This is a genomic window from Phenylobacterium sp. (assembly GCF_030697925.1).
Taxonomy (GTDB): domain Bacteria; phylum Pseudomonadota; class Alphaproteobacteria; order Caulobacterales; family Caulobacteraceae; genus Phenylobacterium.
Genome location: NZ_JAUYOJ010000126.1, coordinates 23,568 through 50,450, shown reverse-complemented (window position 1 = coordinate 50,450; position 26,883 = coordinate 23,568). Strand labels below are relative to the sequence as shown.

At 67.4% G+C, this 26,883-nt stretch carries 20 protein-coding genes; 10 read left to right on the top strand and 10 right to left on the bottom strand.

Annotated elements, in window-relative coordinates; genetic code table 11:
• Positions 1–103: 103 nt before the first annotated feature.
• The 6 genes from Q8Q88_RS11635 to Q8Q88_RS11610 all read right to left on the bottom strand — a co-directional run bounded on the left by Q8Q88_RS11635 (position 104) and on the right by Q8Q88_RS11610 (position 7,854).
• The gene (locus Q8Q88_RS11635; RefSeq protein WP_305675350.1) at positions 104–1,213 is read right to left on the bottom strand and encodes an NADH:flavin oxidoreductase; all 1,110 of its coding nucleotides are present in this window, start codon (positions 1,211–1,213) and stop codon (positions 104–106) included.
• A 37-nt stretch (positions 1,214–1,250) separates the two neighbouring features.
• Entirely contained in the window at positions 1,251–2,072 is an 822-nt protein-coding gene (locus Q8Q88_RS11630; RefSeq protein WP_305675349.1) for an alpha/beta fold hydrolase, read from the bottom strand.
• Positions 2,073–2,103: 31 nt separating this feature from the next.
• Positions 2,104–4,263 (bottom strand): TonB-dependent receptor, encoded by a 2,160-nt coding sequence (locus Q8Q88_RS11625; RefSeq protein WP_305675348.1) that lies wholly within the window; start codon positions 4,261–4,263, stop codon positions 2,104–2,106.
• 115 nt (positions 4,264–4,378) lie between these two features.
• On the bottom strand, positions 4,379–5,497 hold the full coding sequence (locus Q8Q88_RS11620) for a helix-turn-helix domain-containing protein (protein ID WP_305675347.1): 1,119 nt from the start codon (positions 5,495–5,497) through the stop codon (positions 4,379–4,381).
• A gap of 126 nt (positions 5,498–5,623) precedes the next feature.
• Positions 5,624–6,517 (bottom strand): fumarylacetoacetate hydrolase family protein, encoded by an 894-nt coding sequence (locus Q8Q88_RS11615; RefSeq protein ID WP_305675346.1) that lies wholly within the window; start codon positions 6,515–6,517, stop codon positions 5,624–5,626.
• Positions 6,518–6,630: 113 nt separating this feature from the next.
• Positions 6,631–7,854: a 12-oxophytodienoate reductase gene (locus Q8Q88_RS11610; protein WP_305675345.1), complete on the bottom strand. Its 1,224-nt coding sequence runs from the start codon at positions 7,852–7,854 to the stop codon at positions 6,631–6,633.
• 333 nt (positions 7,855–8,187) lie between these two features.
• Between Q8Q88_RS11610 and Q8Q88_RS11605 the strand changes: the two genes are divergently transcribed.
• The 3 genes from Q8Q88_RS11605 to Q8Q88_RS11595 all read left to right on the top strand — a co-directional run bounded on the left by Q8Q88_RS11605 (position 8,188) and on the right by Q8Q88_RS11595 (position 11,797).
• Positions 8,188–9,138, top strand: a complete 951-nt coding sequence (locus Q8Q88_RS11605; protein ID WP_305675344.1) for a glycine/sarcosine/betaine reductase selenoprotein B family protein — start codon at positions 8,188–8,190, stop codon at positions 9,136–9,138.
• A complete protein-coding gene (locus tag Q8Q88_RS11600) occupies positions 9,135–10,331 on the top strand; it encodes a CaiB/BaiF CoA-transferase family protein (RefSeq protein WP_305675343.1) in 1,197 nt (398 codons plus the stop codon). The genes Q8Q88_RS11605 and Q8Q88_RS11600 overlap by 4 nt, the downstream gene beginning before the upstream one ends.
• A gap of 74 nt (positions 10,332–10,405) precedes the next feature.
• Complete coding sequence (locus Q8Q88_RS11595; RefSeq protein WP_371129850.1) at positions 10,406–11,797, top strand: MFS transporter; 1,392 nt, start codon at positions 10,406–10,408, stop codon at positions 11,795–11,797.
• A gap of 24 nt (positions 11,798–11,821) precedes the next feature.
• Here the strand turns inward: Q8Q88_RS11595 and Q8Q88_RS11590 are convergent, their stop codons facing one another.
• From Q8Q88_RS11590 to Q8Q88_RS11575, 4 genes are all read right to left on the bottom strand, one after another.
• On the bottom strand, positions 11,822–12,667 hold the full coding sequence (locus Q8Q88_RS11590) for a class II aldolase/adducin family protein (RefSeq protein WP_305675342.1): 846 nt from the start codon (positions 12,665–12,667) through the stop codon (positions 11,822–11,824).
• Between the two features lie 14 nt (positions 12,668–12,681).
• The gene (locus Q8Q88_RS11585; protein WP_305675341.1) at positions 12,682–13,629 is read right to left on the bottom strand and encodes an NAD(P)-dependent oxidoreductase; all 948 of its coding nucleotides are present in this window, start codon (positions 13,627–13,629) and stop codon (positions 12,682–12,684) included.
• Between the two features lie 19 nt (positions 13,630–13,648).
• Positions 13,649–15,208, bottom strand: a complete 1,560-nt coding sequence (locus Q8Q88_RS11580; RefSeq protein WP_305675373.1) for a rhodanese-like domain-containing protein — start codon at positions 15,206–15,208, stop codon at positions 13,649–13,651.
• Between the two features lie 225 nt (positions 15,209–15,433).
• On the bottom strand, positions 15,434–16,042 hold the full coding sequence (locus Q8Q88_RS11575) for a cysteine dioxygenase (protein ID WP_305675340.1): 609 nt from the start codon (positions 16,040–16,042) through the stop codon (positions 15,434–15,436).
• Between the two features lie 180 nt (positions 16,043–16,222).
• On the opposite strand from Q8Q88_RS11575, the gene Q8Q88_RS11570 reads away from it, so the two are divergent.
• The 7 genes from Q8Q88_RS11570 (at position 16,223) to Q8Q88_RS11540 (ending at position 26,814) form a co-directional block, all read left to right on the top strand.
• A complete protein-coding gene (locus Q8Q88_RS11570; RefSeq protein WP_305675339.1) occupies positions 16,223–16,963 on the top strand; it encodes an IclR family transcriptional regulator in 741 nt (246 codons plus the stop codon).
• A 144-nt stretch (positions 16,964–17,107) separates the two neighbouring features.
• Complete coding sequence (locus Q8Q88_RS11565; protein WP_305675338.1) at positions 17,108–18,154, top strand: TauD/TfdA family dioxygenase; 1,047 nt, start codon at positions 17,108–17,110, stop codon at positions 18,152–18,154.
• A 3-nt stretch (positions 18,155–18,157) separates the two neighbouring features.
• The gene (locus Q8Q88_RS11560) at positions 18,158–19,072 is read left to right on the top strand and encodes a TauD/TfdA family dioxygenase (protein ID WP_305675337.1); all 915 of its coding nucleotides are present in this window, start codon (positions 18,158–18,160) and stop codon (positions 19,070–19,072) included.
• A 476-nt stretch (positions 19,073–19,548) separates the two neighbouring features.
• Positions 19,549–21,792, top strand: coding sequence for a TonB-dependent receptor (locus Q8Q88_RS11555; protein ID WP_305675336.1), 2,244 nt, complete (start codon positions 19,549–19,551; stop codon positions 21,790–21,792).
• Between the two features lie 39 nt (positions 21,793–21,831).
• Entirely contained in the window at positions 21,832–23,427 is a 1,596-nt protein-coding gene (locus Q8Q88_RS11550; protein WP_305675335.1) for a carboxylesterase/lipase family protein, read from the top strand.
• The gene (locus Q8Q88_RS11545) at positions 23,424–25,727 is read left to right on the top strand and encodes a molybdopterin guanine dinucleotide-containing S/N-oxide reductase (RefSeq protein WP_305675334.1); all 2,304 of its coding nucleotides are present in this window, start codon (positions 23,424–23,426) and stop codon (positions 25,725–25,727) included. The genes Q8Q88_RS11550 and Q8Q88_RS11545 overlap by 4 nt, the downstream gene beginning before the upstream one ends.
• Before the next feature lie 4 nt (positions 25,728–25,731).
• On the top strand, positions 25,732–26,814 hold the full coding sequence (locus Q8Q88_RS11540; RefSeq protein ID WP_305675333.1) for a YeiH family protein: 1,083 nt from the start codon (positions 25,732–25,734) through the stop codon (positions 26,812–26,814).
• The last annotated feature ends 69 nt before the right edge of the window (positions 26,815–26,883 follow it).

Sequence of the window (26,883 nt, the reverse complement as noted above, 5' to 3'; positions counted from 1 at the left end):
GCGGTGCTGTCAGTCTAACGCTTATTCGTCTCCACTCATGGCCATGTGGCCAGGATGGAGGCGACCCCGACGCACGGCAGCCTCAGTGCTGATGAGCTTGCGCTCAGTAGAGCAACTTGGAGGCGTCCATGGCGTACGACGACAGCGCCTCGAAGCGACCCGCTCGGATCTTCAGCAGCCAGTCGGGGTCGGCCAGAAGCGGACGTCCAATCGCGGCGAGATCAAAGTCACCGCGTTCGAACCTTCGAGCCAATTCCTGCAAAGAGCCGAGATTGACAAGCGACTCGCCGCCACCGAAGTCCGACATCACATCCCGGCTCAAACCGATCGAACCCACGGTGATTGTCGGTGTCCCGATCGCCTTCTTGACCCATCCCGCTAGATTGAGGTCCGAGCCGGGGAACTCAGGCTCCCAAAATCGTCGTTGGGAACAGTGGAATATGTCCACGCCTGCCGACGCCAACGGGCCGAGCCACAATTCCAGTTCGCCAGGATCGCGCGCGATCTTCGTTTCGTAGAAGTTGGTCTTCCATTGGGAGACCCGCAGGATGAGCGCCAACTCGGATCCGACCGCCTTGCGAAGTTCGCGCACGACATCGGCGCCGAAGCGCGCGCGGTCCTGCACCGTGGGGCCGCCGAAGCGATCGGACCGCCGATTGGTTTCAGACCAGAAGAACTGGTCGATCAGGTAGCCGTGTGCGGCATGGACCTCGATGGCGTCGAAACCCAGCCGCTTGGCGTCCGCGGCCGCCCGCCCGAAGGACGCCACAACGTCGGCGATATCCTCCTGCGTCATGGGTCGGCCGCCCGGGAGGTTCGGGCCGATCAACCCCGAGGGGGACTCCAAGCCGTCCGTCTCGGTCGAGGGCTCGTAGAAGTCGGGTACGCCGCCCACATGCCATAGCTGGGGGGCCATTGCCCCCTTCGCCTGGTGAACCCCCTCAAGAATCCGAGCCCAACCGGCCAGGGGCTCGCGTCCATGAAACTTCGGGATTCTGGACATGTTCCGCGAGCTCAACCGGTCCAGCCCAACGCCCTCGGAAATGATCAGACCCACGCCGCCTTCGGCGCGCCGACGGTAGTAGTCGGCCATGTCCGTCGTCGGCGCTCCATCCGGCGCGAACTGACGCGTCATCGGCGCCATGACGAAGCGGTTCGCTAGGTTCAGCGACTTGTGCTGAAAGGGCGCTCCAAGCGCCTCCAAGATGTCCATGTCCGACTCCGTCGTCCCAAGCTGCGGTTCAAGCCGATCAGGTGGCGAGGAACTTGTGCGCATCGAAGCGGACGAAGTTCATGATCTCGCGCGCGCAGAGGTCCGCAGCCTCGAGCGGCAGCATGTGACCCTCATCGGAGAAGATCACTTCCTTGGAGCGGCGAAGCCCGCGCGCCGTCAGGTGCTGTTCTTCCGGCGGGACGACCGTGTCCCGCGCGCCGTTCACCAGCAGGACGGCGGAGCCGATCTCGGCAATGCGGTCTTCGAGCGACGCCGACTGATATTCGGGGAAGAAGGCCTCATGCACGCTGGGGGCGATGACGCTGCAGGCGGCGGCGGCCGAACTGGCGCCGCGCGGATCACGACGAAGGTACATCGGCCCCAGCGTGTCGCGCATCACCGCCTGATCGCTGCCATGCTGGATGAAGGTGTCCGCGATCCCCTCCGGATTGCTCCGCCCGCCGCTGGCGGGGCCCGTCGCCAGTAGGCACAGAATCGAGAAGGTCCCGGGATGGCGGATCTCTGTGAGCATGCCGATGTAGCCGCCGATCGAATGCCCGGCGTACACGGCGCCCTGCAGCCCCAACTGTTCGACAAGGCTCGCCACGTCGTCGGCGTTCGCCGCGAGCGACCACGGCCCACTCTCCGGGCCATTCGAACCGCCGTGACCTCGCAGATCGATCGCATAGACGACGAACTCGCGAGACAGTTGGGCGAAGAGCTTCTCGTATAGGTCGCCGCTGCTTCGCAACGCATAGCCGTGCACGAACACGAGCGGTGCCGAACTGGTCGCGGTGCGGTGCTCGACGTAGGCCAGTCGCACGCCGTTCACGTCCACATGCTTTGGATCAAGGCCCATCGCTGTCGTTCCTTCCTGGGGGTGCGGAGGGCTAGAACCGATAGCCGAGCGACGCGCCGATCTGCCGGCCCGGCGCGAACTGGCCGATGGCCAAGGAGCCCAGGATCGCGGAGATCACATATTCCTGGGAGCGGACCCGCTTGTCGGTCACGTTTCGGGCGAAGAGGCTGGCCGTGAACCGCTCGTCCTGGCTGGCGTAGTTGACCGCTAGATCCAGGCGGCCGGCCGCCGCCTGGCTGTTGATGGGCAGGTTGAACTCGCTGAAGTAGCGGCGCGCCTTCCAGTCGTATCGACCGCTGAACGTGAGCATCCCACTGGAGATCGGCAGGTCGTAGTAGAGGCCCGCGCTGCCGGTGAAGCGGGGCGCGTCGGGGAGGCGATTGCCGGCGAGGTCGATGACCCCAAGGGCGGGCCGCGACGAATCCTGCGTCAGGAACTTGTCGAACTTGCCGTCCAGGTAGGCGCCGTTGGCCTCGATGCGGAGGCGAGAGGAGATCCTGGCCACCAGCTCGATCTCCCCGCCATCGATCGTGGCCTTGGCCGCGTTGGTCACCGCGGAGGATACGCCGATGATCTGGTTGACCTGGAGGTTGTCGTACTTGGTGTGGAAGGCGGCGAGGTTCGCCTGGAGCTTGCCGTCGAAGTAGGACCCTTTGAGCCCGACCTCCATGTTCTTGTCTGTTTCCGGATTGAACGCCGGCGCCAGCGACCCGGACGAGAAGCCGCCGCTCTTATAGCCGGTGGCGTATTTCACATAGCCGGTGATCGCGCGGGAGAGATCATAGGTCAGGCCCGCCTCGTAGGTGACCTTCGCCCAGGACTTGGACTGGGAGAGAGTTCCCACGAAGTTGTTGAAATCATCGATCGACTTGGCGTCGTGCGAGTACCGGACGCCGGCGAACACCTTGCCGGCGGGCGAGAAGGCGTACTGGGCGTGGCCGAAGGCGGCGTAGGATTTTGTCTCCACGTCGCCGCGCAGGTTCACCGGCACCGGGAGGAAACTGATGGCGACGGCGATGTCCTGGAAGACCTGTTCCTGGAAGTAGTTGGCGCCCACGACGAAGGTGAGGGCCTTGCTGGCGTCGGAGGCGTAGAGCGCCTCGGCATAGTGCTGGTGGGCGTGCTGGTGGAAGATGGCGCTGGCGAAGGCGACCGGGGTGCCGTCGTCCTCCAGGTTGGTGAACTGCCGCGTCCGATTGTAGGAATACGAGGTCTTGAGGTCGCCGCCGGCGACCTGCCAATCCGTCGTCACCAGGACGAACCGCGAGCTGAGCTTGCGGGCGCCGACGTTGGCGTAGGCGGTGTTCTTGTCCGGGTCGCCGGTCGGCGCGCCCAGCAGTTGCGCCGGCAAGGGTTGCGCCGGGTCAGGCGTGCCGAAGAGGTAGAAGGCGCTGCCGTTGTCGTTGGCGTTCTGCGACTCCACTTCCAGGCGGGCCGTGAAGGTCTCGTTCGGGAGCCACTGCAGTTGGGCGCGGCCTGAATAGGTGTTCTGGTCGCCGAGACGCCGAGGTCCGTTCGGTGCAAGGTTCTTGTCGAAGCCCTGGTTGTAGTTCTGCTGCAGGGACAGGCGTCCGCGCCAGGCGTCGGCGCTGTCGAGCGGACCGCTCACGAAGGCCGACGTCCGGACCAGGGCAGGGTCGGCGCCGAGCGTGGCGTTGGCGCCGTAGCTGAGGTCCGCGGTCGGAAGGTTCGGCAGGACATTGATCGCCCCACCGGTCGCGTTGCGGCCGAACAGGGTGCCTTGCGGTCCGCGCAGGACCTCGACCCGGTTGATGTCGAGGAAGGTGCTCGTGACCAGTCCCGACTGGGCGAGATAGACCCCGTCGAAATGAAGGGCGACGCCCGGATCCGATCCGGCGGTGACCTGGCTGTTCCCGATCCCGCGAATGGTGACGTTCGAGGTCGTGTTCAACGAACTGATCTGGACGTTGGGCGTCATCGGCGCGAGGTCGGACAGGTCGGCGACCTGCGCCTTGGCCAGCGCCGCGCCGCCGAAGGCCGACACGGCCGTTGGCGTTTCGCGAATGCTCTCGTTCCGCCTGGAGGCGGTGACGATCACCTCCTCGAGCTGAGCGCCGGTCGGCGCTTTCGGGACGGCGGCCGGGACCGTCTGAATGGCCTGGGCGCTCGCGCCGCCCGCCACGGAAAGCGCCATGGCCGACAGGCCCATGAACCAGAACGTCTTATGCATCTTCGTTTCCCCGCCTTATTTTCGCGCAGGGTGACGGAGAGTCTCGCCCGTGGGGATGACGCGACTGCGCAATCGGAGGGTCACGATTTCGCTCACCGGAGGGCCGTGGGGCGCCCTAGGCGGCGATCTCCGTTCGGCGGTTGGCGCGGTAGATGCTGGGCGAGACACCCAGCCAGGCGTGGCAGGCGCGCCAGAGACTTCTGCGATCGGAGAGACCGAGTTCGGCCGCCACGTCGTCGAGATTGTCGTCCGAGGCCAGCAGCCGAAGCAGCTGCCGAAGTTTGGCGGCCTTCGAGATGTCTCGAAAACTCGTCCCGGCGTCCGCGAGGCGTCGGCGAAGCGTCGCGGTGCTCAGGCCAAGACTGCGCGCCGCATCCGACTGCGAGATCGGCTGGCCGGCGATCAACTGCTGGACCTGCTCGACGGTCGGACACTCACGGTCGTGGACTTCATAGTCCAGAAGCGCCACGAACTGCAGGAAGGTGCTCGTCTCGTGGCTGCACCAAGCCCGATACTTTCGAACCCCAAGCGGCTTCTCGAGGTCGGCGCGCGGATAGACCACGGTCACGCCATCCTTCTGGCGCGTCCGCCGCCGGCTCAAGCCGGAGAGGAGGCTTCCGTGCGCGTCGGCAAGGCGCTCGGACAGCCGAACCTGCACGGGCCGGAGGGGCTCGCCCGTGACCCACAGCAACACACAGTGAAACGCAAGCGCGATGCTCTCGACGTAGCACTCACGACGGGCGGCATCGCCTCCAGTTCCCGTCGATCGGAAATTGAGGTGCGCGCCCGCCGCGCTGTGGGTCAAGGAAATCTCGATCTCCGCGGGAATGATGGCGCTCAGCTCCGCCAGCTTTCGCAGGCCCTCGCCCAGGGTGTCCATCTGATTGACGGCCGAGAACACGGTGGCCCAGGTCCATCGCGCCACGGGCCTGGCCGCGCACCCATTGGACTCATCGCCCGTCAGCTCCATCGCGGCGACACAAAGATGCCAGAACGCCACCTTGCTGATCGTGGGGGGCGCCAGGGTGCCATCCGGCCAAAGGCCGGCCTCTCGCATCAGCCGGCGAGTCAGGGGCGCGCCGAGATAGGTTTGGGCATAGGCCGTCGACAACAGTCCCGGCGGGGGCGCGTTCGTGGCCCCCTCCGAAAGCGCGCGACCCGCGCGCGCAGGTTCAAGCCACATCATCTTTCTCCCCTGGCCTTTGCGGCCCTTGTCTCTTCTGCTCTGCGCCATTGCGCGCACCTGTCAGCGGCGACCACCGCGACTATTCCAGGTCGGCCAGGTGAACCTTTTCGAGGGCGCGGATGCGATCGGTCGCGCCGGTTCGGCTGCCGTTGGCCCAGTTGGGGTCGCCATGGTTCATCTCCCTTGCGCCTCATGCGCCGCGGGCCATGCGGCGGAGGCCGTTTCCTCTCCGATTGGATTGATAAGCCGGCCGACGCGCTCCACGGCGACTTCGCAGACGTCCCCCGGCTTCATCCAGAGCGGTGGCTTGCGGGCGAGGCCGACGCCCGCCGGCGTGCCGCTGACAATGACATCGCCGGGGGCCAGCGTAATCGCCTCCGAGAGAATGGCGATGAGCCGGGCCACATCGAAGATGAGGTCATCGGTCGAAGCGCTCTGCACGACCTCACCGTTGAGACGGGTTTCCAACCGCAGGCCCTTGCAGCCGGGCGGCAGTTCATCGGGGCTGACCAGTTCCGGCCCGAATCCGCCGGTCGCATCGAAGGTCTTGCCGACCGTCCACTGTGGCGACTTGAACTGGTAGTCGCGAATCGAGCCGTCGTTGAAAACGGAGTAGCCGCCGACGTGGTCCAGCGCGTCCTCTTCGCGGATGTGGCGGCCGCCCCGGCCGATGATCACCGCCAGTTCGCCCTCGTAGTCGAGCTGTTCTGAGCAGCCCGGCCGGATGATCGGCGCCCCATGCGCCACGAGGCTCGTGGCGTAGCGGGCGAAGACCGTTGGATAGGCGGGCGGCTCGAAGCCGCTCTCCTTCGAGTGGTCCGCATAATTGAGCCCGATGCAGATGATCTTGTCCGGCGAGGGGATCGGGGGGAGTAGGGTCACCTGACCGAGGTCGATGACCTCCCCGCCCGCGAGCTGCGCCGCCGCCCTGAGAAGCGCGTCCGGGCCGCGCGCCATCAGCGCCTTGAGATCCGCGCCCAGCGCGGCGGTGGAGAGCCCCCGGTACCCGTCGGCCGCAGCCACAGCCAGGCCTTCAGCGCCGGACGATCGATAGCTGATGAAGCGCATGGTTCCTCCGGGATCCGGCGTCAGGACGGCCGAGCCTGCGGCGCGGCCAGTACGGGCTCGGCGGCGCCCGCGGCGGCTTCGAAGCGGAAGCCTATTGGTGGTGACCACCGCAACTACTCCAGGCTGGCCAAATGAACTTTCTCGAAGGCGCGGATGCGATCGGTCGCGCCGGCCCGGATGTCGTTGGCCCAGTTAGGGTTGCTGATGAGCGCCCGGCCGACGGCGACGAGGTCGAAATCGCTGCGCTCAAGCATCGCGACCACCCTATCAAGGCTCGCGGGCCCGGCGAAGTCGCCCAGGCCGCCCGTGTTTGGCGAAGGCCCGTCATCCGCCTCCGGTCGTCGGACGCCGGCCTCGAACAAGTCGCGGTCCAGGCCGACCGAGCCGACGGTCATGGTGGGGACGCCGGACAGTTTCTTCACCCAACCGGCGAGATTGAGGTCGCTGCCCTGGAACTCGGGCGTCCAGAACCGGCGGGTCGAACAGTCGAACAGATCGACGCCTGCGTCGATCAGGGGGCGAAGGAAGGCTTCGAGCGCCTTGGGCTCCTCCCAGAGACGGGCGGCATAGTCCTGCTGCTTCCACTGTGAGATGCGCAGGAAGATGGGGAACGCCGGCCCGACCCGGCGGCGAACCTCGCGTACGACCTCTTCGGCGAGGCGTGTTGGATGCGCCCGCCCATGACCATCCTCGCGCCGGTTAAGGGTCGGCCAGAGGAACTGGTCGAGCAGATATCCGTGGGCGGCATGCAGGTTCACGCCGTCGCATCCCAGGCGCTGCGCGTCGGCGGCGGCCTGACCGAACGCGGTGACAACGTCTGCCAACTCGGACTCGGTGGCCGGCCGGCCGTTCAGCTGCGGAGGCTCGCCTGTCCCCGTGGCGGGTTGGTAGAGCCCGGATGGGCTGACGGCCGGGGCGTCCGGGTGGGGCAGGTCCCCGGCTCGGCGCAGGCCGCCGACATGGAACAGCTGCTGCATGTACTTGCCGCCCGCGCCCTGCACCGCCGCCGGCACACGGCCCCAGACCGAGAGCGGGCCTTCGCCATGGTAGGCGCTGTAGGTGGGAGCGTGCGCCGCCGCCGGATGCGGAACGGGCGTGGCCTCACTGGTTACGAGTCCGACACCGCCGGCGGCGCGGCGCGCATAGTAGGCCACGTAGTCGTCGCTGGGTCGGCCATCCCGCGAAAAGTGCCGGCCCATCGGCGCCATGGCGATGCGGTTGGGCAGGGTCAGACCATTGACCGTGAAGGGCTCGAAGAGCGGAGCAATCGCAGCCTCGATCTGGCGCGGGCGGTCACAGACCTCCGTTTGTCGGCAATCGGCAGGTGAGGCTGGCATTGGCTCCCGCGGCGTTGATCTGTGTTGCCTCACACCACGGACTGAGATATTGGTTGTGTCAATATACGATTGCTAGTATCAAATAATGATACCCACAATCGAGACGTTCAGCGGGAGATTCCTGATGCTATCCGAGTCCTGGGGGACGCCCGCCTGGCTTGAAGCGGTCGGCGCGGCCTTGTCGCCCCCCGCGTGCCCCGTGTTTTCGCGGCCGCAGCCGCCACACGGCCCGCAGCTGACCTTTCGCCCACCGCCCCGCGCGCGGCGCGGCGGCACTGATCCGGCGTCGGCGCCACCCGCGTCAGCCGCCATATCGGCTGTGGGAGCGCCTTCATGACCTCGCCGGCGGACGACCACCTGGGTTTCAGCCCCGACGACGATCAGCCCATACGCTACATCGACCGGACGCACGCCTGGTACGAGACCCTGGGATACGGCAATCCCTATCGGTACGCCCACTACGCAGACGTGCCTTTCACGCCGCTCGAAAAACCCTTGGCCGAGGCCAGGATCGCGCTGCTCACCACCGCGGCCCCCTTCCGCGAAGACAGGGGCGACCAGAGCGCCAAGGCCCCCTACAACGCCGCCGCCAAGTTCTACGAAGTCTATTCCGGCGAAACCGCGTGCGACCATGACCTGCGGGTGTCCCACGTGGGCGTGGATCGGGCGCACCTGAGCGACGATTCCAGCTGCTGGTTCCCGCTGCCGGCGCTACGACGCGCCGTCGCTGCCGGCCGCGTGGGCGGGCTCACGGCCCGCTTCCATGGCGTGCCGACGAACCGCAGCCAGCGCCATACGATCGAAGTTGACGCGCCGGAGGTTCTGCGGCGCTGCCGCCAGGACGGCGCTGAGGCGGCGATCCTCGTGCCGAACTGTCCCGTCTGCCATCAGACCATGAGCCTGATGGCCCGGGCCCTGGAAGCCGACGGCATCCCGACGGTGGTCATGGGCGCGGCCAAGGACATCGTCGAGCATTGCGGTGTCCCGCGCTTCCTGTTCAGCGACTTTCCGTTGGGCAATGCGGCGGCGCGGCCAAACGACCTCGCCTCGCAGGACGCCACCCTGGAACTGGCGCTTCGGACGCTCGAAACCGCGCCAGCGCCGCGCACAACCATCCAGAACCCTTTGCGCTGGCCGGGTCCGGCGACCTGGCGCGTCGGATTCATGAACGTGGCGGCGCTTTCCGCCGAGGAGATCGCCAAGCGCCGCGCGGAGAACGACCAGGTCAAGCAGGTGGCCCAGGCGGTCCGCGACCAGTCTCTGGCGGCGGGGAGCCAGCTGTGAGCGCGCCGCCCTTCGCCAATGTCCGCGTCCTCGACTTCACCCACTTCCTTTCTGGGCCATTCTGCACGTTCCAGCTCGCGATGCAGGGGGCCGATGTCCTCAAGGTGGAGCCTCGGGGCGGCGAGGCCGCGCGTGGCTCGGCTGTTCGAAGTGAGTGGTCCGAGCGGCGCATGAGCCCCTCCTGGATCGCCGTAAACGCCGGAAAGCGCAGCCTCACGCTCGACCTGGCGAAGCCCGAGGCCATCGAGATCGTGAACCGCCTGGTGCGCGACGCCGACGTGGTGGTGGAGAATTTCCGTCCGGGCGTTATGAACCGGCTGGGTATCGGCTATGAGCAGCTGTCTCGCATCAATCCGAACCTAATCTACTGCGCCATCTCCGGGTTCGGGGCCACCGGCCCGGAAAGCGGCACGCCGAGCTTCGATGGTAAGATCCAGGCGATGTCGGGGCTGATGTCGCTCACTGGCGATCCCGAGTCTGGGCCTATGCGGGCCGGGTTCGCTGCCGCGGACGTGACCGCCGGCCTGACCAGCGCTTTCGCCATTTCCGCGGCGCTCTATCAGCGGACCCAGACCGGGACGGGCCAGTACATCGACGTGGCGATGCTGGACTCGTTGATGAACATGTTCGCCGGCTTGATCGCGGAATACACCATCACCGGTGTGCTGCACCGGCAGTTCGGGAACCGCTCGGTCAGCCGCCTGCCCACCGCCGACCGGTTCCGCTGCGGCGACGGCTACATCGTGCTCGCGGTCCTGACGGAAAAGCAGTTCGTGAGCCTGATGAACGTGCTCGGGCGCGCCGATGTGCTTGCCGATCCGCGCTTCGCCGACTGGTCCACGCGCCTTGAGCACGCGGCTGCGTTGCGCGAGGTCATAGAAGCCGCCATGGCCGACGCGGGGCCCGCCGCCTGGGAGCAGCGGCTCACCGAAGCCGGCGTCCCCTGCGCCACGGTCTACACCCTGGAGGAGATCATGGCGCACCCCCAGGTGGCCCATCGCGGAACCCTGCAGACGTTCGAGACCCCGCACGGCCCCGTCGAGCTGGTGGGCCCAGGCTTCCGCTTGGCGCACGGACAGGGCGCCATTGGCGCGCGCATCGCCTCGCCCGGCGAGCATGCGGCCGAGTTGCTGACCCGCCTCGGCTACGACGCGGCGGCGATCGGCGATCTGCGTGCGCGGGAGGTGATCTAATTCAAGGCTCCGACCCGACACCGCGTGGCGATGTTCCTCCCCTAGTCGCTACGCGACCTGTCGGCCGAGCGCGCTTGCGCTCGGCCGACCTCCCTGCGCCCACTCAAACGCCGGACCGCACGGGCCGAGACCGGCGGGCGGGGAGCAGGGATTTGGCCGCGGGAAATCAGCCGGGCGCTTGGCGGGCGCTGCCCATCCTGGTTGTCCTCTATGCCCTATCGCTGCTCGATCGGCAGGTGCTGAGCCTGATGGTCGGTCCGATCAAGCGCGACCTTGGTATTTCCGACTTCCAGATCGGCCTCCTCCAGGGCCTCGTGTTCGCGCTGTTCTACAGCGTCGCGTCGGTGCCGATCGGCTGGTTGGTGGATCGCTTCCCGCGACGGCCCATCGTGTGGTGCGGGGTGACGATCTGGGGGATCTGCGCGGCGAGCTGCGGACTGGCGCAGACGTTCGGCCAGCTGCTCGTCGCCCGCCTCGGCGTCGGGGCGGGCGAGGCGGCGCTCGCGCCGGCCGCCTATTCGATGCTGGCCGATCTCTTCCAGCCCTCTCGGCTGGCCTTCGCGCTCTCGGTGCTTCTGGTGGGCTCCACCCTGGGCAATGGCCTGGCCGTAGGACTGGGCGGCGCGATCGTGAGTTTCGCCGAAGCGGGACACGTCCATTCTCTGCCGTTCCTCGGCGAAGTCGCGTCGTGGCAATATGTCTTCATCGTCACCGGACTGCCGGGGCTCGTGCTCGGCCTGTTGATCTTCCTGCTCCGGGAGCCGAAGCGCCGGGACAGGCTGCACGCCACCCACCCGCCGCTCTCGGCCACGTTTCGCTTTATCGCCGAGAGGCGGGGGTTCTTCGCCTGCCACTTCATCGGCTTCGGCCTGCTAGCGATCGTCGGCTGGGGCTTCACCAGTTGGCTGCCGGTCTACATGATCCGGAGCTTCGGATGGACGATCGGCCAGGTCACCCTGCCTCTGGCGCTGATCCTCGGCCTTGGCGGCAGCGTGGGGGTCCTGGCGTCCGGCTGGCTGGTCGACCGGCTTTTCGGCGCTGGTCGGGCGGACGCCCACCTGCGGGTCTACGCGGCCGTGGCCGTGCTGATCACCGTGACCGGCCTCGCCGCCTTCCAGGTGCGCGATCCGGTGATCTTCCTCTGGCTTGCCGTTCCGATCGCAGCGGCCATTCCCCTCGGGGCGACGGCGGCCGCAGCCTTGCAGATCGTCACGCCCAACGAGATGCGCGGCCAGATCGGCGCCATGTTCCTCCTGGTCAGCAATGGCCTCGGGCTGGGCCTCGGCCCGACCCTGGTGGGCGGGCTCACCGATTTCGTGTTCCGGGATGAGGCGAAGCTGGGATCCTCGCTCACCCTGATGTTCGCCGTCCTGGGACCGGCCTCGGCGATCCTGCTGGCCCTCGGGTTTCGCAGCATGCGCCAGGCCGTCCAGCTGGCTGAAGCCTGGCGGAGCCCGACGGGCTAACCGGCCGGTCTCGACAGCCGCTCGTCAATCAAAGAGGTCCGGCTCCTCCTCGCTTACGACATCCCAATAGGGCTGGAACGAGTAGAGCGCGCCGAGCTCGGTTCCCACCTGGCTCGCGGTGAGCCGGGCCACCTCGGGGGGCATCGGGCGGGTCTGCCCGGCGGCCTCAGCCAACAGCTGGGCCTGACAGGCGTTCTCGAGCGCGATGTAGCGCCAGACGGCGGCCTCCACCGTCTGGCCGACCGTGAGGATGCCGTGGTTTTGCAGGATTACCGCCTTCATCGGCCCCAGCGTCCGGGCGAGCTTCTGGCCCTCGCTCGCATCGAGCACGACGCCGGCGTAGTCGCAGAACAGGGCGTGATCTTCGTAGAAGGCGGCGGCGTCCTGGGTGAGGGGGTCGAGCAGCCGCCCGAGCGCCGACCAGGCCTTGCCATACAGCGAATGCGAATGGGCGGCGGCGACCACGTCGGGCCGGGCCCTGTGCAGCTCCGAATGGATCGCGAAGGCGGCCCGGTTCAGCCGCGGCGGCCCATTGGCGGGCGGCTGCACGATGCGGCCCTCGTGGCTCACGAGCATGAGATCCGAGACCCTGATCCGGCTGAAATGCATCCCCGCGGGGTTCAGCCAGAAGTGGTCGGTCATTTCCGGATCGCGAACGGTGATGTGACCGGCTCCGCCGAGGTCGAACCCGGCTCGGGCGAACAGGCGATAGCCGGCGGCCAGGCGTTGCTTGCGGTAGAGCCGTTCGGCCTCGACCGTGGGCTGCACGGGAATTGCCGCGGAGAGGTCGAAGTGCTCCGGCAGCGCCGAAGGGAGTCTCGCGGGGTGACCGCCCCGAGCGGCGGCGTGGGGCGGAAGGGCTGGGGTCAACGGCGGCGTCCTCTTCAATAGCCGCGCGCGGGATCGACCACCCCGATCAAGGGGGCGTTCGCGCGGAAGCGATCCAGGTTCTCGGCGAAGTGGGCGAGGAGATTGGAGAGCGTGTCGGGCGTGTGCACCGAGGTGTGCGGCGACAGGCGCACCCGCGGATGCAGGTAGAAGCGGTGATCGGCGGGGAGGGGCTCGGGCAGGGCGACATCGAGGCTTGCGAGCGCCACGCGACCTTCGTCCAGCGCCTCCAGCAACGCCTCGTCGTCGATCAGGCTTCCGCGGGCCAGATTCACGAGGTGCAGGCCGGGTTTCGCGCGCCGCAGAACCTCGCGGTCAACCAACCGGAACGTCTGCGGCGTGGCCGGGGCCGCAAGGACCACGTGGTCCGACTGTTCGAAGATCTGGCCCAGGTCGTCGAGGCGCTCCACCCCGGGGGTGCCGATCGGGGCGGCGGAGCGCCGGGTCGCCAACACCTTCATGCCGAGCGCCTGGGCCCGGGGGGCCAGCGCCTCCCCCAAGGCGCCAAAGCCCACTAGGCCGAGGGTTTGCCCCTGCACCATGCCGAGGGGCGAGGGCGCCCAGTCTGCGGCGGCCCGTATCCAGATGTCGGGCAATCGCTTCGCGGCGGCGAAGATCGTGGCGATCGCGAACTCCGCCAGCGCCACGGCTGACGCGCCGCGAGCCGCCGTCACGACCGGCCCCCGGAACAGCCAGGCCGGATAGGCGTCGATCCCCACCGAGACGAGTTGCACCCACCGGGCGTCGAAAGGCCAGCCCGGCGGCGGCGCGGCTGGCAGGCCTGCGCCCGCCGCGCCTGTGGGCGAGGCGATGAGCACTTCCACACCGTCCGGCAGGCGCAGGGGCGGGTGCTGTGGGACGGGCAGGATTTCCACGCCCGGGAGATCGGCGAAGGCCTGGTTGAGCGCTCCGTTCAACTGGCTCGCGACACGGATCGAGGTCACGCTGTGGGCCCCGACAGCATCAGATCACGACAAAGCCGTGGGAGGCGTCACGCGCGAGTTGCTCCACGAGACCGTGTTCCCAGTCGATGTAGGCCCGCATCGCGGCGTGGCCGTTGCCTACGCCCTCGTAAGGCCGCTTGTAGACGTCGGTCGTGGGGCTGAGCAGGTCGCCAAGTCCCGCCTCGACCGGCAGGCCGCGGGCGCGCCAGGCGGCGAGACCACCCTGCAGCACCATTGGCGCCGCCCCGGTCAGCGCCTCGACCTCGGGCGCCGCGAAAGCGGCCAGCACACCGTCGGGGGAGCAGAGCACGAGGGGCTTGGGCGGTCCCAGGGCCTGTAGCGCCTCGGCCATCATGGACCGGATGACGAACCAACTGCCGGGGATGTGGGCGCGCGCGCGCTCAGGACTAGGGCCGAGGTCGAGCACCTGCACGGTTTGCGCCGAGAGCTTCTCGGCGAGCGCGTCGGCGGCGATGAGCCCGTGCTGTGGCAGGGGCGGGAGTTGCGGACGGTCCGGTCCCGTCGCCTCGCACGGAGCCAGGTCGTCGAGGACATAGGTGTCCCACCCCATCTGGGCGAGCCAGGAGGCCGTCATGTCGGCCCGTGCCCCCAGGGGGTCGTGCAGCACGATCCGGGCGCCGCGCACGGGCGCGCTGACGTCGGTTTCCTGGACCAGCTGTCCCCCCGGCGCATTCCGGAAACCCGAGGCATGTCGCGTCTCGAACTCAGCGGGCTGCCGCACATCAAAGCAATAGGTGGTGCGTATGGGGTCGCCGCGGAGGAAATCGAGAGTCTCGACGTCGATGTGGCGGACGCCGGCGCGATAGGCGACCTCGCGCGCGCGTCTGCGCATGGCGTCCGTCTCTTGCAGGGGAGTCGAATCGGAGCGGCGCGCGGCGCCGTGCTCCAGATCCAGGCCCGCGAGGCTCCAGCCGATGGCGCCGTCGCGAAGCGCCGCGACGCGGCCGTGGAGACCGGCGTTGAGCAGCGACTGCGCGCCGATAATGCTGCGGGTGCGGCCGGCGCAGTTGACGATGATCCGTGTGGCCGGGTCGGGCGCAAGGCTGGTGGCGCGCAGGACCAGCTCGGCGCCCGGCGTGCTGACCGCGCTCGGGATGGTCATGGTCTGGAACTCGTCGAACCGACGGCTGTCGAGCACGACGACGTTGTCGCCGGAGTCCAGCAGGCGGCGTAGCTCTTGGGGCGGGATGGAGGGCGTGTCCCGGCGGGCCTCCACCAGCTCGCCGAACGCCTTGCTCGCGCTGTTGACGTCCTGGAACAGCTGGTACCCCGTCTGGCGCCAGCCTTCGAGCCCGCCGCAGAGGGTGCGCACGTCCGAGTAGCCCAGGCGGCGAAGGATTTCCTGCGCCCGCAGGGAGAGCCGCCCGTCGTCGTCATAGACGACGATCGTTGTGGAGCAGCGCGGCACGCGATCCAGAATCTGCAGCTCCAGCTGGCTCACCGGAAGCGACGCGGCGAGCAGCGGATGCGCCTGGGCGTAGGCGCCTTCCTCGCGGACGTCGAGCAAGGCGACCTCGTGGCGGGTGACCATGAGCCGCCGTACCTCGCGTGCGGAGATGGTAGCGTACTCCGACGACGCCGGGCCGCGGGATGACTGGTGATGCGAAGGTTCGGACGCGTCGTTCATTCAGGCCTGCTGTTCGGTTCGCGATGGCGCCGTCGGATGGCGCGGCAGACGCTCGGCCGTTCTGTGCCAGCTTCCGTCATGCCCGCGCCGCTTGTAGGCAGATCAGCGGGAAGTATCAAGATGCGACATGATGTATCAAATAATGAAACGTCCGGTTCATGCCGCAGCTGCGCCCCAGACATTCGGCAGGAAGCGATTTGCGTACCCGGTGGCGAAGGTCCGCACCTCCCCGTCCTCGGAGTACATGTGGCGCTGAATGGCTCCGATATCGCCGCCGTAGACGTGGATGCTGATGGACACCCGGTCGTCGAAGGCGTTGCGGACCCGATGGATGTCACCGTGCCTGGGCGACAGCGTCACCACATCGCCTGGCTCCAGGCGCGACTCCCCGCGCTTCACGGGCCGACCCTCTTCCAGCGCGAACGTTTCCTCGAGTTCGGCGCCGCGAAGCACCCCGACGAGACCCCAGGTGGTGTGGTCATGGATCGGGGTGTCATGACCCGGACCCCAGACGACGCTCACGACCGAGAAGCGACGCAGGGGATCGCAGTAAAGGAGGTACTGGCGCCCGTGCTCCGGGTCCGGCTCGCCGAACTCGTCATCCAGCCAGTCGTCGTGCGACACGAGCGCCTGCAGACAAGGCGCTGCGCCCCGGAGGACCGCAGCCTCATCGTCGCCGGCTTGCGCCACCTGCGCGGCGAGTCCGGCCAGGAACACCTTGAGCCGTCTGCGGCCCGTCAACTCGGTGGGCTCAGCTTCGACCATCTGCGATCCTCGCCAGTTGCGTATAATGATACTGTGAGTTATACTGTGATACCAGTGTCGGACCGGAACGCTTGCAGGTCAAGCGGCGGTCGCGGTTCTCCGTGACGAAGCGGCGAGGCGGGCGCTAAAGACGCTGCGGGGCAGCGATAGAGGCTTCGCCCGGAGGGCTCGCGGGGATCCATGGACAAGACGCTGCTGAAAGGGTTGCAGGTGCTGGACTATGTGGTCCGCGCCAACCGAAACGTCCGGATCATCGAGGTCGCTGCGGAACTCGATCTTACGAAGAGCAATGCCTATCGCGCGCTGAAGACCCTCGAGAGCGCGGGGTACATCCGACAGGACCCCAGCACCAAGGATTTCACGCCCAGCCTGCTGCTCTGGGAGCTCGGCGCGCTCGTGGTCGAGCGGTTCGACCTGCGAGGCCGCGCCAACGAAACGCTGCACTGGCTGTCCGCTCAGTGCCGCGAAACGGTCCACCTGGCGGTTCGGGACGGAACCGAGGTGGTGTTCATCGACAAGATCGACAGCCTTGAGCCGGTAGCAGCCTACAGCCGGCTCGGCGGGCGCGCGCCGGCGGCGGCCGGCGCCACCGGCAAGGCGCTGCTGTCGCAGCTTCCCAGGCCGGAGCTGGACCGGGTTCTCGTGAACCTCACTAAGTACACCGACAACACGATCACCGACCCGGAGCGCCTGAAGGCCGAACTCGCCCGCGCTCGCGAGCTCGACTACGCGATTAATCGCGGCGAGATCCGCGAGGGCGTCTGGGGGCTGGGCTCCGTGATCCGGTACCCGAACGGGACGCCCGCCGCGGCGGTCGGCATCTCCGGCCCGCAGTTCCGCATCGACAAGGACGGGCGCTGCGCGGAACTCGCGGAACTCGTCAAGACCGCAGCCCAGCGGATTTCTGCGGCCCTTCGCTGATTTCGGCGACCCCGGCGTGCGACCCGCCAACCGGCGGGCTTGACGTGTCCTGCCCATCGTATCAACATGTGCGATAGAAGTTCAACATATAGAACTTGACTTGCCCCAGCGGGAGCAAGCCTGCTGACGTCCGGGATTGGACCCATGTCCGACATCAAGACGACACCCGTCGATCCGCGCATGGCCTGGGACGGCGCCGAACTCCAGCAGACCAGCGGTTGGATCGACACCGTCGATGCGGCGGAGTTCGATGAACTGCGACGGGCTGCGGACAGGCTGCCGTCGGACCCGGCGCAGTGGCCCTGCTATGGCCCCGGCGAGCTTCCCCTGCCGACCTTTGGCGCACGAATCGCGCGTATGGCCGACGAGCTCGAGAACGGGCGCGGCTTCATCCTGATGAGGGGCCTGGACACGCGCGGATCCGAGGCCGAGCTCCGCCGCTGGTACTGGGTCATCGGCGCGCATTTCGGCGAGATGGTCGCGCAGAACGCCAAGGGCGACCTGATCGCCGAGGTGACCGACCGGGGCGGGCGCTACGGTGAGGACCCGCACGCCCGGGGATACACGAGCAACGCGGAGATGCGGTTTCACTCCGACGTCGCCGACGTGGTGTCCCTGTTGTGCGTGCGGGCAGCCGCAGAGGGCGGGGAGAGCGAGATCGTCAGCACGATGACGATCTACAACCGCCTCCTGGATGAAGCCCCCCATGTCCTGGAGACGCTCTATCGCGGCTTCAACTACTACGTTCGCCTCACCGAGACGGCCCCCGGCGGCGAGGAGAAAGGCCGGGTCGGCCCGGTCCGGGACGCGGCCTACATCCACGCCGATGGTCGCCTGACGGGCGGCATCAACCCGCAATCCATCCGTTCCCTGCCCGAGGTGACGGGCGAGCCGATCCCTGCCGAAGAGCTGGAAGCCCTCGAGACGGTGGAGCGGATCGCCGAGAGTCCGGGCCTGTCGCTTCGGTTCGCCATGCGGCCGGGGGACCTCCTGCTGGTCGACAACTACATGGTGCTGCACAAGCGGACTCAGTTCGTCGACTTCCCCGAACCGAGCCGAAAGCGCCTGCTGCTCAGGCTTTGGCTCAATCTCCACAATGGGCGGGCGCTTCCGGTCTGCTCAGCGAAGGCGATCCATCGCGAGGCCTTCGGCAGGCCGGCCAAGGCCCGCACGAACCTCCCTGGGAGCTAGGCCATGAAACCTACAGCCACGATGGACGGCGGGTCGCCAGCTTCCGAGGTCTGGATTCAGCCTACAGGCGCCGCCCTCGCGGCGGACGTCCACGGGGTCGACCTGTCCTTGCCACTCGACCCCGAGGCGGTCGACGCTATCGGCCAGGCGTGGACAGAGCATCTGGTGCTGCGGCTCTCCGCTCAGCGCCTCAGCGATGCCGATCTGGTGCGGTTCAGCCAGATGTTCGGCGAACTCGACGTGCACCCGCAGTATCGGCCAAGCCCCGGCGAGCTGCCTTATGCCCGCTGGGTGATCTCGATCTCGAACATCGTCGTCGAAGGGCGGAAGCTAGGCTCGCTGGGCTATGGCGAGGCGGCCTGGCACGCCGACATGACCTACAATCCCGCGCCGCCTCGGGCGAGCCTGCTCTACGCGATCGAGTGTCCCCCTGAGGGCGGCTCGACCTGGTTCGCCAACATGTACGCCGCCTTCGAGGACCTGCCCACCGAGGTCAAGGCGCAGATATCGACGCTGAGCTGCGTGCACGACGCCAGTCGGGACTCGTCGGGTCGGCTGCGGAGCGGATATGCGCCGGTAGACGACCCTCGCGCCACGCCAGGCGCGCGCCACCCCTTGGTGAGCGTGCATCCCGTCACCGGCAGGCCCTGCCTTTTCCTGGGGAGACGGGCTGGGGCCTATGTCGTCGGCCTGACTCTCTCGGACAGCGAGGCGCTGCTCGATCGGCTCTGGGCGCACGCCACGCAGGATAGGTTCGTCTGGAAGCAGCACTGGCGCGTGGGTGACCTGGTGATGTGGGACAACCGTTGCGTCCTGCACCGCCGCGACGCCTTCGACAATCGCCAACGGCGGCTGATGCATCGCACGCAGATCGTGGGTGAGCCGATGCTCGGCCTTGAACGCCCCGCTAGATCGTGACCGGTCCTGGATGAATCGGGATTTCCGATGCCGCAGTACCTACTGCGGGAAAAGAGCCAAGCATCTCCAACAATATAGTTAGTATAGGAGACGCAGTAATGCGGAGTCCTGAATATTACAGGTGCCTGGCTGATCTGACGGACCAGGCTGCGCATTGGATCTCGCTGAGTACAGACAAGGAGTCTTTGCTGGCCACGGCCCGGGCCCTGCGCGAGCGAGCTGACGTCATGGAAGCTGAGCGCGACCAGGCGGCGTTCCGCGAGCGGGCGGCGCGTCTGGAGCTCAACGGCTCTCAGCCTAGGGAGCCGAGGTCACCGGATCATGATTGAAGATGCGGCTGGTCGGGAGGCGCGGTGGGCTTAAGTCGGCCTTTTTTCCCCGTGCGGATGCTCCAGGCTGAAACGGTCGCGCCCTAGTGCGGAACCCCCGTAAGTCGCGCGAACCGTACCCAAATACACGGCGCAACCTGGGCGCGCTTGACCCCACGGGAGGAATGTAGTCGTATCAAGATACAACAACGCGTATCAAATAATGATACTACGGGGAAACGAGAAATGGGCACCACAATTCGCCGCCTGCTGCTTGCCACGGTCGCGTTGACAGCGCCGCTGGCCGCTGTCCCAGCCTTCGCCGAAGCGGGGTCGTCCGCGCCGGTAGACATCAGTGAAGTCATCGTCACTGCGCAGAAGCGCTCGGAGAGCGTGCAGTCGGTGCCCGCCTCGATCACGGCTCTCAACGCGCAGACGCTTCAGGAACGGGGCGTAAACCAGGTGTCCGACCTGCGGTTCATGGTCCCGAGCATGCAGGTCGGCAAGCTGGTAGGAAACACCAACATCAGCATCCGGGGCATCGGGCTGAACCTGGTCGTGGCCGCAGGCCCCCCCGGCGTCGCCATTCACGTCGACGGCGTCTACCAGCCCATCGCCGCCATGGGCGACCTCGCCCAGATCGACCTCGAGCGGGTCGAGGTGCTTCGCGGGCCGCAGGGCACGCTCTATGGCCGTAACGCCAATGCGGGCGTGGTCAATTTCATCACCAAGGCCCCGACCGATGAGTTCGAGGGTTACGTCCAGGCCGGCTATGCGACCTATGACGAGAGCCGTTTGCAGGCGGTAGTCAACGTGCCGGTCAACGAGCGGGTCCGCGCCCGGGCCGTGTTCGACTACATGGACCGGGACAAGGGGTTCGTGAAGAACGTCCTCCCGAACGGTCAGGACGTCATCAAGGGGCAGGTCGCTTCCGGTCGCCTTCGCGTCGATGCGGATCTCACGGAAAACCTCACGCTGAGTCTGACAGCGGCAGTCCTGGAATCGTCGGGGCCATGGGATTCCTTCACCCTGCGCGGAATCCCCACGCCGCCGTCGTTCGCCGGGGGCTTGGCCCCGCAGGAGCCTCGGCGGACGGCGGTCAATACGCCCACCAACACCGACATCAACTTCACATTCGGGGCCGCGACGCTCAGCTGGGATATCGGCGACTTCAATCTAAAGTCGATCACGGGTTGGCAAAGGCACAGCTACGACCACTTCGGCGACGACGATGGAACCAGCAAGGCCCTGTTCCTCCCGTATCGAAACTACCTCACGACGGCGTTCACCCAGGAGTTCAACGTCGGCGGCAGCCTGGGGCCGGTGGATGCGGTGGTCGGCGCCTTCTACATGGACTTCGAGCAGGAGGTGTACATCCACTTCGACTTCCCGCTGGGACTGCCGCCGCTGCCGCCGAACAGCCAGCAGCAGTTCGAGGTCCGGCCGCTGGAAAACTCCGCCATCGCGGCCTTCGCGGACGCCACCTGGAACGTCAGCGATCGGCTGCGGCTGATCGGCGGCATCCGGGTTTCCAAGGACAAGATGACGATCACCCAGAACAACTTCCTGGTGTTTGGAGTGGGCGCGCCGCAATTGATCACCTGCGCGAACCGCACCCGAACGATCGAATTCAACTCGACCACGCCGCGGGTCGGGGCCCAGTACGACCTGGCCACGAACAGCAACGTCTATGCGACATATTCGAAGGGGTTCAAGGTCGGCGGCTTCAACCGCAATCAATGCAATCTCGGATACAATCCCGAGAAGATCACCGCCTACGAGGTCGGCATCAAGAACCGGTTCTTCGACAATACGGTGACCTTGAACGCATCGGCTTTCTACTACGACTACACCGATCTGCAGCTGGCCCAGCAGGTCGGTCTCGCGCAGCAGATCACCAACGCCGCGGCGGCTCGCGTGAAGGGCCTCGAGGTGGAAGGGCTCTGGCAACCCAATTCCCATTGGACGTTCAACGCCAGCCTGTCGCTGCTCGACGCCGAGTATACCGACTTCCTCAACGTCGACCCGTTGGCGCCGGCGCTCGGCCTGCAGGATCTATCAGGCAACCGCCTGAACGACGCCCCGACGGAGTCCGTGAACGCGGGCGTTTCCTATCGCACCGGTGACCTTGCGTTCGGACGTCTGACGTTCCGGGCGGACATGGCGCAACGGACCAGGATTCACTTCCGCGAGTTCGGCGGGCCGTTGAACGAACAGTCCGGTTACACGATCCTCAATCTGGCGATGATCTGGGACAGTCCGGACGACAAGTACCGGGTGCGCGTCTACGGCAGCAACGTGACCGACAAGGAATATATCACCACGCTGCAGGGATCCCAGGCCAATGGGTCTCGCTTCACGACCTGGGGCGCGCCGCGACAAGTCGGGGTCGAGCTGCGGGCGAACTTCTGAAGCGGGCCGGCTGCGACCCGCGGCCATCGGGAGTCGAGCATGGCGGATGAATCCGAGCGGTCGCCCAAGGACCCGTTCCGGTTGCCTGAAGCGGCGGGTGCCGCCGCAAGAATGGGGCGGGCGGGCGGCCAGCTTTTCTGGACCGTGGAGACCACCGCCGGGCGCGTCCAGGGCATCGCCAACGGCGACATCAAGCAGTTCAAGGGCGTTCCGTACGGCGCCTCCACGGCAGGATCCAACCGTTACATGCCGCCGCAGAAGCGGGCGGCCTGGAGCGGGGTTCGTGACTGCTTCGGCTACGGCCAGGTCTCCCCGCAGGTCCCGATGGACCTGGCCTACGAGTACTCCATGCTGATCAACTGGGACGCCCATGTCGGTCCCGGCGGGATGGGCGAAGACTGCCTGAACCTCAACATCTGGACGCCGGGCGTGAGCGACGGAGCCGGCCGGGCGGTGCTGGTCGCGTTCCATGGCGGCGGCTGGACGACCGGTTCCGGCAACGCGCCGATGTACGACGGGGCGCAGCTTGCCCGGGCCGGGAATGTCGTGGTCGTGACCGTAAACCACCGCCTGGGCGCCCTGGGATACCTTGCGTTGGCGGAGGTCGGTGGGCCCGAGTTCGCCAGCGGCGGTGTTTGCGGCGTCCTCGATATGGTCGCCGCCCTCGAATGGGTGCGCGACAACATCGGCCGGTTTGGCGGCGACCCGGACCGGGTCACGATCTTCGGCCAGTCCGGCGGAGGATCCAAGGTCAGCACATTGATGGGGGCTCCTGCGGCGGTGAAGCTGTTCCACCGCGCCGTCGCCCAGTCGCCGCCGCCGGTCGGCGCCTGGACCCGGGACGAAGGCGCCGGCCAGGCCGAGCGGCTGCTGCTGCGCCTGGGGCTCGGCAACGACCGTGCCGTCGATATCCGGAAGCGGAGCTGGCAGGAGATCCTCGAGGCGCAGGCAGCGGTGGGCGATTTCCGGCCCGTCGTCGACGGGCAGGTGCTGCCCGAGGCGCCGTTCGCGTCTTCGGCTCCGGCCGTGTCGGGCGCCATCCCGATGATCGTGGGCACCACGCTGCACGACCGATCGAACTTCTTCGAGAACTTCGATGTGGACGACGCCGGGGTCGTGGCGGTGTTCCGCCAGACCTGGGGGGATCGCGCGGAGGCCATCCTCGCCGCCTATCGCCAGGAGAGTCCCGATGAGCCGGCGTTCCTGATCCAGGGCAAGGCCTACACCGACCTGACGCGCGGCGTCACCCTGCTGCAGGCTCACCGCAAGGCGGCGCTCGGCGCGGCGCCGGTCTACCTCTACGAGTGGGACTGGGTCAGCGACGCCTATGACCGTCGCTACGGCGCCTTCCACGCGGAAGACCTCGACGCGTCCTTCGGCCTCTATCGCAGCCCGGCCTGCGGCTCCGGCCATGCGGAGGGCCGCCTGATGGTCGACCGCATGGTCGCCTCGCTCGTGGCTTTCGCCAAGACCGGAGATCCCAACAACGCACTCATCCCGGCGTGGCCCGCCTACGATGGCCAGCGTCGCGCGACCCTGGTCTTCGACAACGCGATGCGTGTGGTCGACAACCACCGGGGCGACATGGTGCGCACCGTGGCCGAGCCGACAACAGCGCCGCCCGCGCCGCAATGAGCGCGCGCACCTATTCGGCCGCGCACTGGGGCCTCTACGAAGTTGAGGCGGGGGCTCGCGGCCAGCGACCGACCCTGCATCCCTGGAGCCTCGACCCCGACCCGTCGCCGATCGGCCTGGATCAACTCGAGCCCGAGGTCCAGCGCCTGCGGGTCACCCGTCCGGCCGTGCGGCGCAGCTGGCTTGAGCAGGGCCCAGGCGCCGCGCCGCGGACCCGCGGTTGCGAAGCCTTCGTCGAAGTCGACTGGGACGTCGCTCTGGATCTTGTCGCGGCGGAACTGCGGCGTGTGCGGGCGGCGTTCGGGAACACCGCGGTCTTTGGCGGTTCCTATGGGTGGTCCAGCGCCGGGCGGTTTCACCATGCGCAGAGCCAGGTGCATCGCTTCCTCAACCAGTGGGGCGGGTACGTCCGGCACGTGGACACCTATAGCCTCGGCGCCGGGCGGGCCCTGATGCCGTACATCGCCGCCTCGATGGACGAGTCCAACGCCTCGCATACCTCCTGGAGCGTCCTGGCCGAGCATACCGAGCTCTTCGTGGGCTTCGGCGGCGTTCCGGTGAAGAACGGCCAGGTGTCGCCTGGCGGCCCCGGACGGCATCGGCTGGCGGAGGGCCTTCAGCGCATGGCCAGGGCGGGCGTTCGCTTCGTTAACATCAGCCCCGTGCGGGACAACCTGGTCACCGGTGGCGAGGTGGAATGGATTCCCATCCGCCCGAACACCGACACGGCCCTGATGCTCGGGCTCGCTTACGCGATCCAGCAGGACAACCGGTTCGATCGCGGTTTCATCGACCGCTGCACCGCGGGCTTCGATCGCTTCCTGCCGTATCTGCTCGGCGATACCGATGGCGTCCCGAAGACCCCCGAGTGGGCCGCGGAGATCACCGGCGTTCCGGCCGACCGCATCGGGTGCCTGGCGCGGGAGATGCTGTCCGCGCGGACGATGATCAACGCCGCCTGGGCCCTGCAGCGCGCGGCACACGGCGAACAGCCGTTCTGGATGCTGGTCGCCCTGTCCAGCATGGTGGGCCAGGTGGGCCTGCCTGGCGGCGGCTACGGGCTGGGCTACGGCGCCGCCAACACCATGGGCAGCTCACATGTCCACATGCCCGGCCCGGTGTTCCCGCAAGGTCAGAACCCCATCCCCGACTTCATCCCTGTCGCGCGGATCGCGGACATGCTGCTGAAGCCAGGCGAGAGTTTCACCTACCAGGGCGGGGTGTATCGCTACCCCGAGATCCGGCTCGTGTACTGGGCTGGCGGCAATCCATTCCACCACCACCAGGATCTGAACCGGCTGACCGACGCCTGGTCGCGGCCCGAGACGATTGTGGTCCACGAGCAGTACTGGACGCCGACGGCGCGCTTCGCCGACATCGTTCTGCCGGCGACAACCTCGTTGGAACGCGACGATATCGGCTTCGCGGGCCGCGAGGGCTACATCCTGGCTATGCGCAAGGCGGTCGAGCCCTTCGGGGAGGCGCGCGACGACTATCGGATATTCGCCGACCTGGCTGCGAGGCTTGGCGTAGCGGACAGCTTCACGGAGGGCCTGGACGCGCCAGGCTGGCTGCGGCGCATCTACGCTGAGAACCTTCCGCGGGCTCGGGCGGTCGGGATCGACCTGCCCGACTTCGACGCCTTCTGGGCGCAAGGGGTTGTAGACCTCGCCGGTCACGACCGACCCATCGTCATGCACGAGGCGTTCCGCACCGACCCCGATGGCAACCGCTTGCGGACTCCCTCAGGCAAGATCGAGATTTATTCCGAAACGATCGCCGGCTTCGGCCTGCCGGATTGTCCGGGTCACCCGGTCTGGCTAGAGCCTTTCGAGTGGCTCGGGCACGAGAAGGCAAAGGCCTACCCCCTGCACCTGCTGTCGGACCAGCCTAGGCGGCGGCTCCACAGCCAACTCGATCACAGCCCCTACAGCCGCGCCGGCAAGGTGGCGGGGCGGGAGCCGATCTACCTCAATCCGGCGGACGCGGCGGCGCGTGGGATCGCCGACGGCGACCTGGTGGAAGTGTTCAACGATCGCGGGCGCTGCCTGGCCGGCGCGATCGTCAGCGATGACATCATGACGGGGGTCATCCGCCTCGCCACGGGCGGATGGTACGACCCGGCGCCCGACGGCTTGGACCGCAACGCCAACCCGAACAGCCTGACCTTGGATCGCGGCACATCCTCATTCGCGCAGGGATGCTCCGCGCAGACCTGCCTGGCGGATGTGCGCCGCTTCGACGGCGTTGCGCCGCCAATTGCAGCCTATGAGTCGCCCCAGATCGAGATCCAGGACTGACCGCATGGACCCAAGCTGGCTCAAGACCGATGCCGAGGCCGCGCATCTGGCCACGACTTGGGACAGTATGGAGGGACTGCCTCCCACCCGACCTCCGGGGAACCGGGTCGTCGCCCTGTTCCTGGCGGCTTACCCGGGCCTCCTCGTCGCGAGCGTCATCGCCATCGCCGCGGTTTGGCTGTCGCAGCACTACGGCGCGCCGGTGATGCTGTTCGCCCTGACCTTCGGGATGGCGTTCCACTTCCTGCACGAGGAGGGCCGCTGCATCCGAGGCGTGGAGTTTGCCTCCAGGACGGTGCTCCGCACGGGGGTGGCCCTGCTCGGCGCGCGGATCACCATCGAACAGATCATGAGCCTCGGCTGGACCCCCATCGTGATGGTGGTGGTTGGTGTGACGACGACGCTGGGCCTGGGTCTCGTGCTGGGCAGGCTCCTTCGCCTGGGCCCGTCCTTCGGTCTTCTGTCCGGGGGGTCGGTCGGCATCTGCGGGGCGTCGGCGGCGCTCGCCATTGCTTCGATTCTGCCAAAAACCAAGGAGAGCGAGCGCGACGTCATCCTCGTGGTCGTCGTGGTGACCACGCTGTCGACGGTGGCCATGATCGTCTACCCGGTCCTGGTCAGCGCACTGGGGCTCGGCGAGGTTCGCGCCGGGCTCTTCCTCGGCGGCACCATCCATGACGTCGCCCAGGTCGTGGGCGCCGGATATATGGTCTCCCAGGTCACGGGCGACACGGCGACCTATGTGAAGCTTCTGCGCGTGGCGCTGCTGCTCCCGGTCGTCTTTGCGATCGCCGCCGTCATGGCGCGTCGTCGCGTCGGTGGCCCGACCGCGGCGCCCTTGCCGGGGTTCCTCATTGGGTTCGCGCTGCTGGTGGCGCTCAACAGTCTTGGCGTCCTGCCGAAGGCAGCGAGCGATCTCGCCGGCGAGGCGTCGCGCTGGTGCCTGGTGGTGGCGATCTCCGCGCTGGGGATTAAGACGTCCTTCAAGGCGGTCCTCCAGGCTGGCTGGCGTCCTGTCGCCGCCATCGTTCTGGAAACCGTGTGGATCGCCGGCCTGGTGTTGGTGGGCGTCGAATGGCTGACCTAGCGCAATGCGTCCCGGGGCCTTGATCGTCCTATGAGCGACCATCCCGTCGGCCTCCACGGCCGCCTCACC

Coding starts and splice junctions, on each gene's coding strand:
- Q8Q88_RS11560 (WP_305675337.1), top strand. CDS start 18,158: ATGAAACCTACAGCCACGATGGACGGCGGGTCGCCAGCTTCCGAGGTC.
- Q8Q88_RS11630 (WP_305675349.1), bottom strand. CDS start 2,072: ATGGGCCTTGATCCAAAGCATGTGGACGTGAACGGCGTGCGACTGGCC.
- Q8Q88_RS11550 (WP_305675335.1), top strand. CDS start 21,832: ATGGCGGATGAATCCGAGCGGTCGCCCAAGGACCCGTTCCGGTTGCCT.
- Q8Q88_RS11620 (WP_305675347.1), bottom strand. CDS start 5,497: ATGGCGCAGAGCAGAAGAGACAAGGGCCGCAAAGGCCAGGGGAGAAAG.
- Q8Q88_RS11610 (WP_305675345.1), bottom strand. CDS start 7,854: ATGCCAGCCTCACCTGCCGATTGCCGACAAACGGAGGTCTGTGACCGC.
- Q8Q88_RS11545 (WP_305675334.1), top strand. CDS start 23,424: ATGAGCGCGCGCACCTATTCGGCCGCGCACTGGGGCCTCTACGAAGTT.
- Q8Q88_RS11625 (WP_305675348.1), bottom strand. CDS start 4,263: ATGCATAAGACGTTCTGGTTCATGGGCCTGTCGGCCATGGCGCTTTCC.
- Q8Q88_RS11615 (WP_305675346.1), bottom strand. CDS start 6,517: ATGCGCTTCATCAGCTATCGATCGTCCGGCGCTGAAGGCCTGGCTGTG.
- Q8Q88_RS11565 (WP_305675338.1), top strand. CDS start 17,108: ATGTCCGACATCAAGACGACACCCGTCGATCCGCGCATGGCCTGGGAC.
- Q8Q88_RS11635 (WP_305675350.1), bottom strand. CDS start 1,213: ATGGACATCTTGGAGGCGCTTGGAGCGCCCTTTCAGCACAAGTCGCTG.
- Q8Q88_RS11605 (WP_305675344.1), top strand. CDS start 8,188: ATGACCTCGCCGGCGGACGACCACCTGGGTTTCAGCCCCGACGACGAT.
- Q8Q88_RS11570 (WP_305675339.1), top strand. CDS start 16,223: ATGGACAAGACGCTGCTGAAAGGGTTGCAGGTGCTGGACTATGTGGTC.
- Q8Q88_RS11575 (WP_305675340.1), bottom strand. CDS start 16,042: ATGGTCGAAGCTGAGCCCACCGAGTTGACGGGCCGCAGACGGCTCAAG.
- Q8Q88_RS11540 (WP_305675333.1), top strand. CDS start 25,732: ATGGACCCAAGCTGGCTCAAGACCGATGCCGAGGCCGCGCATCTGGCC.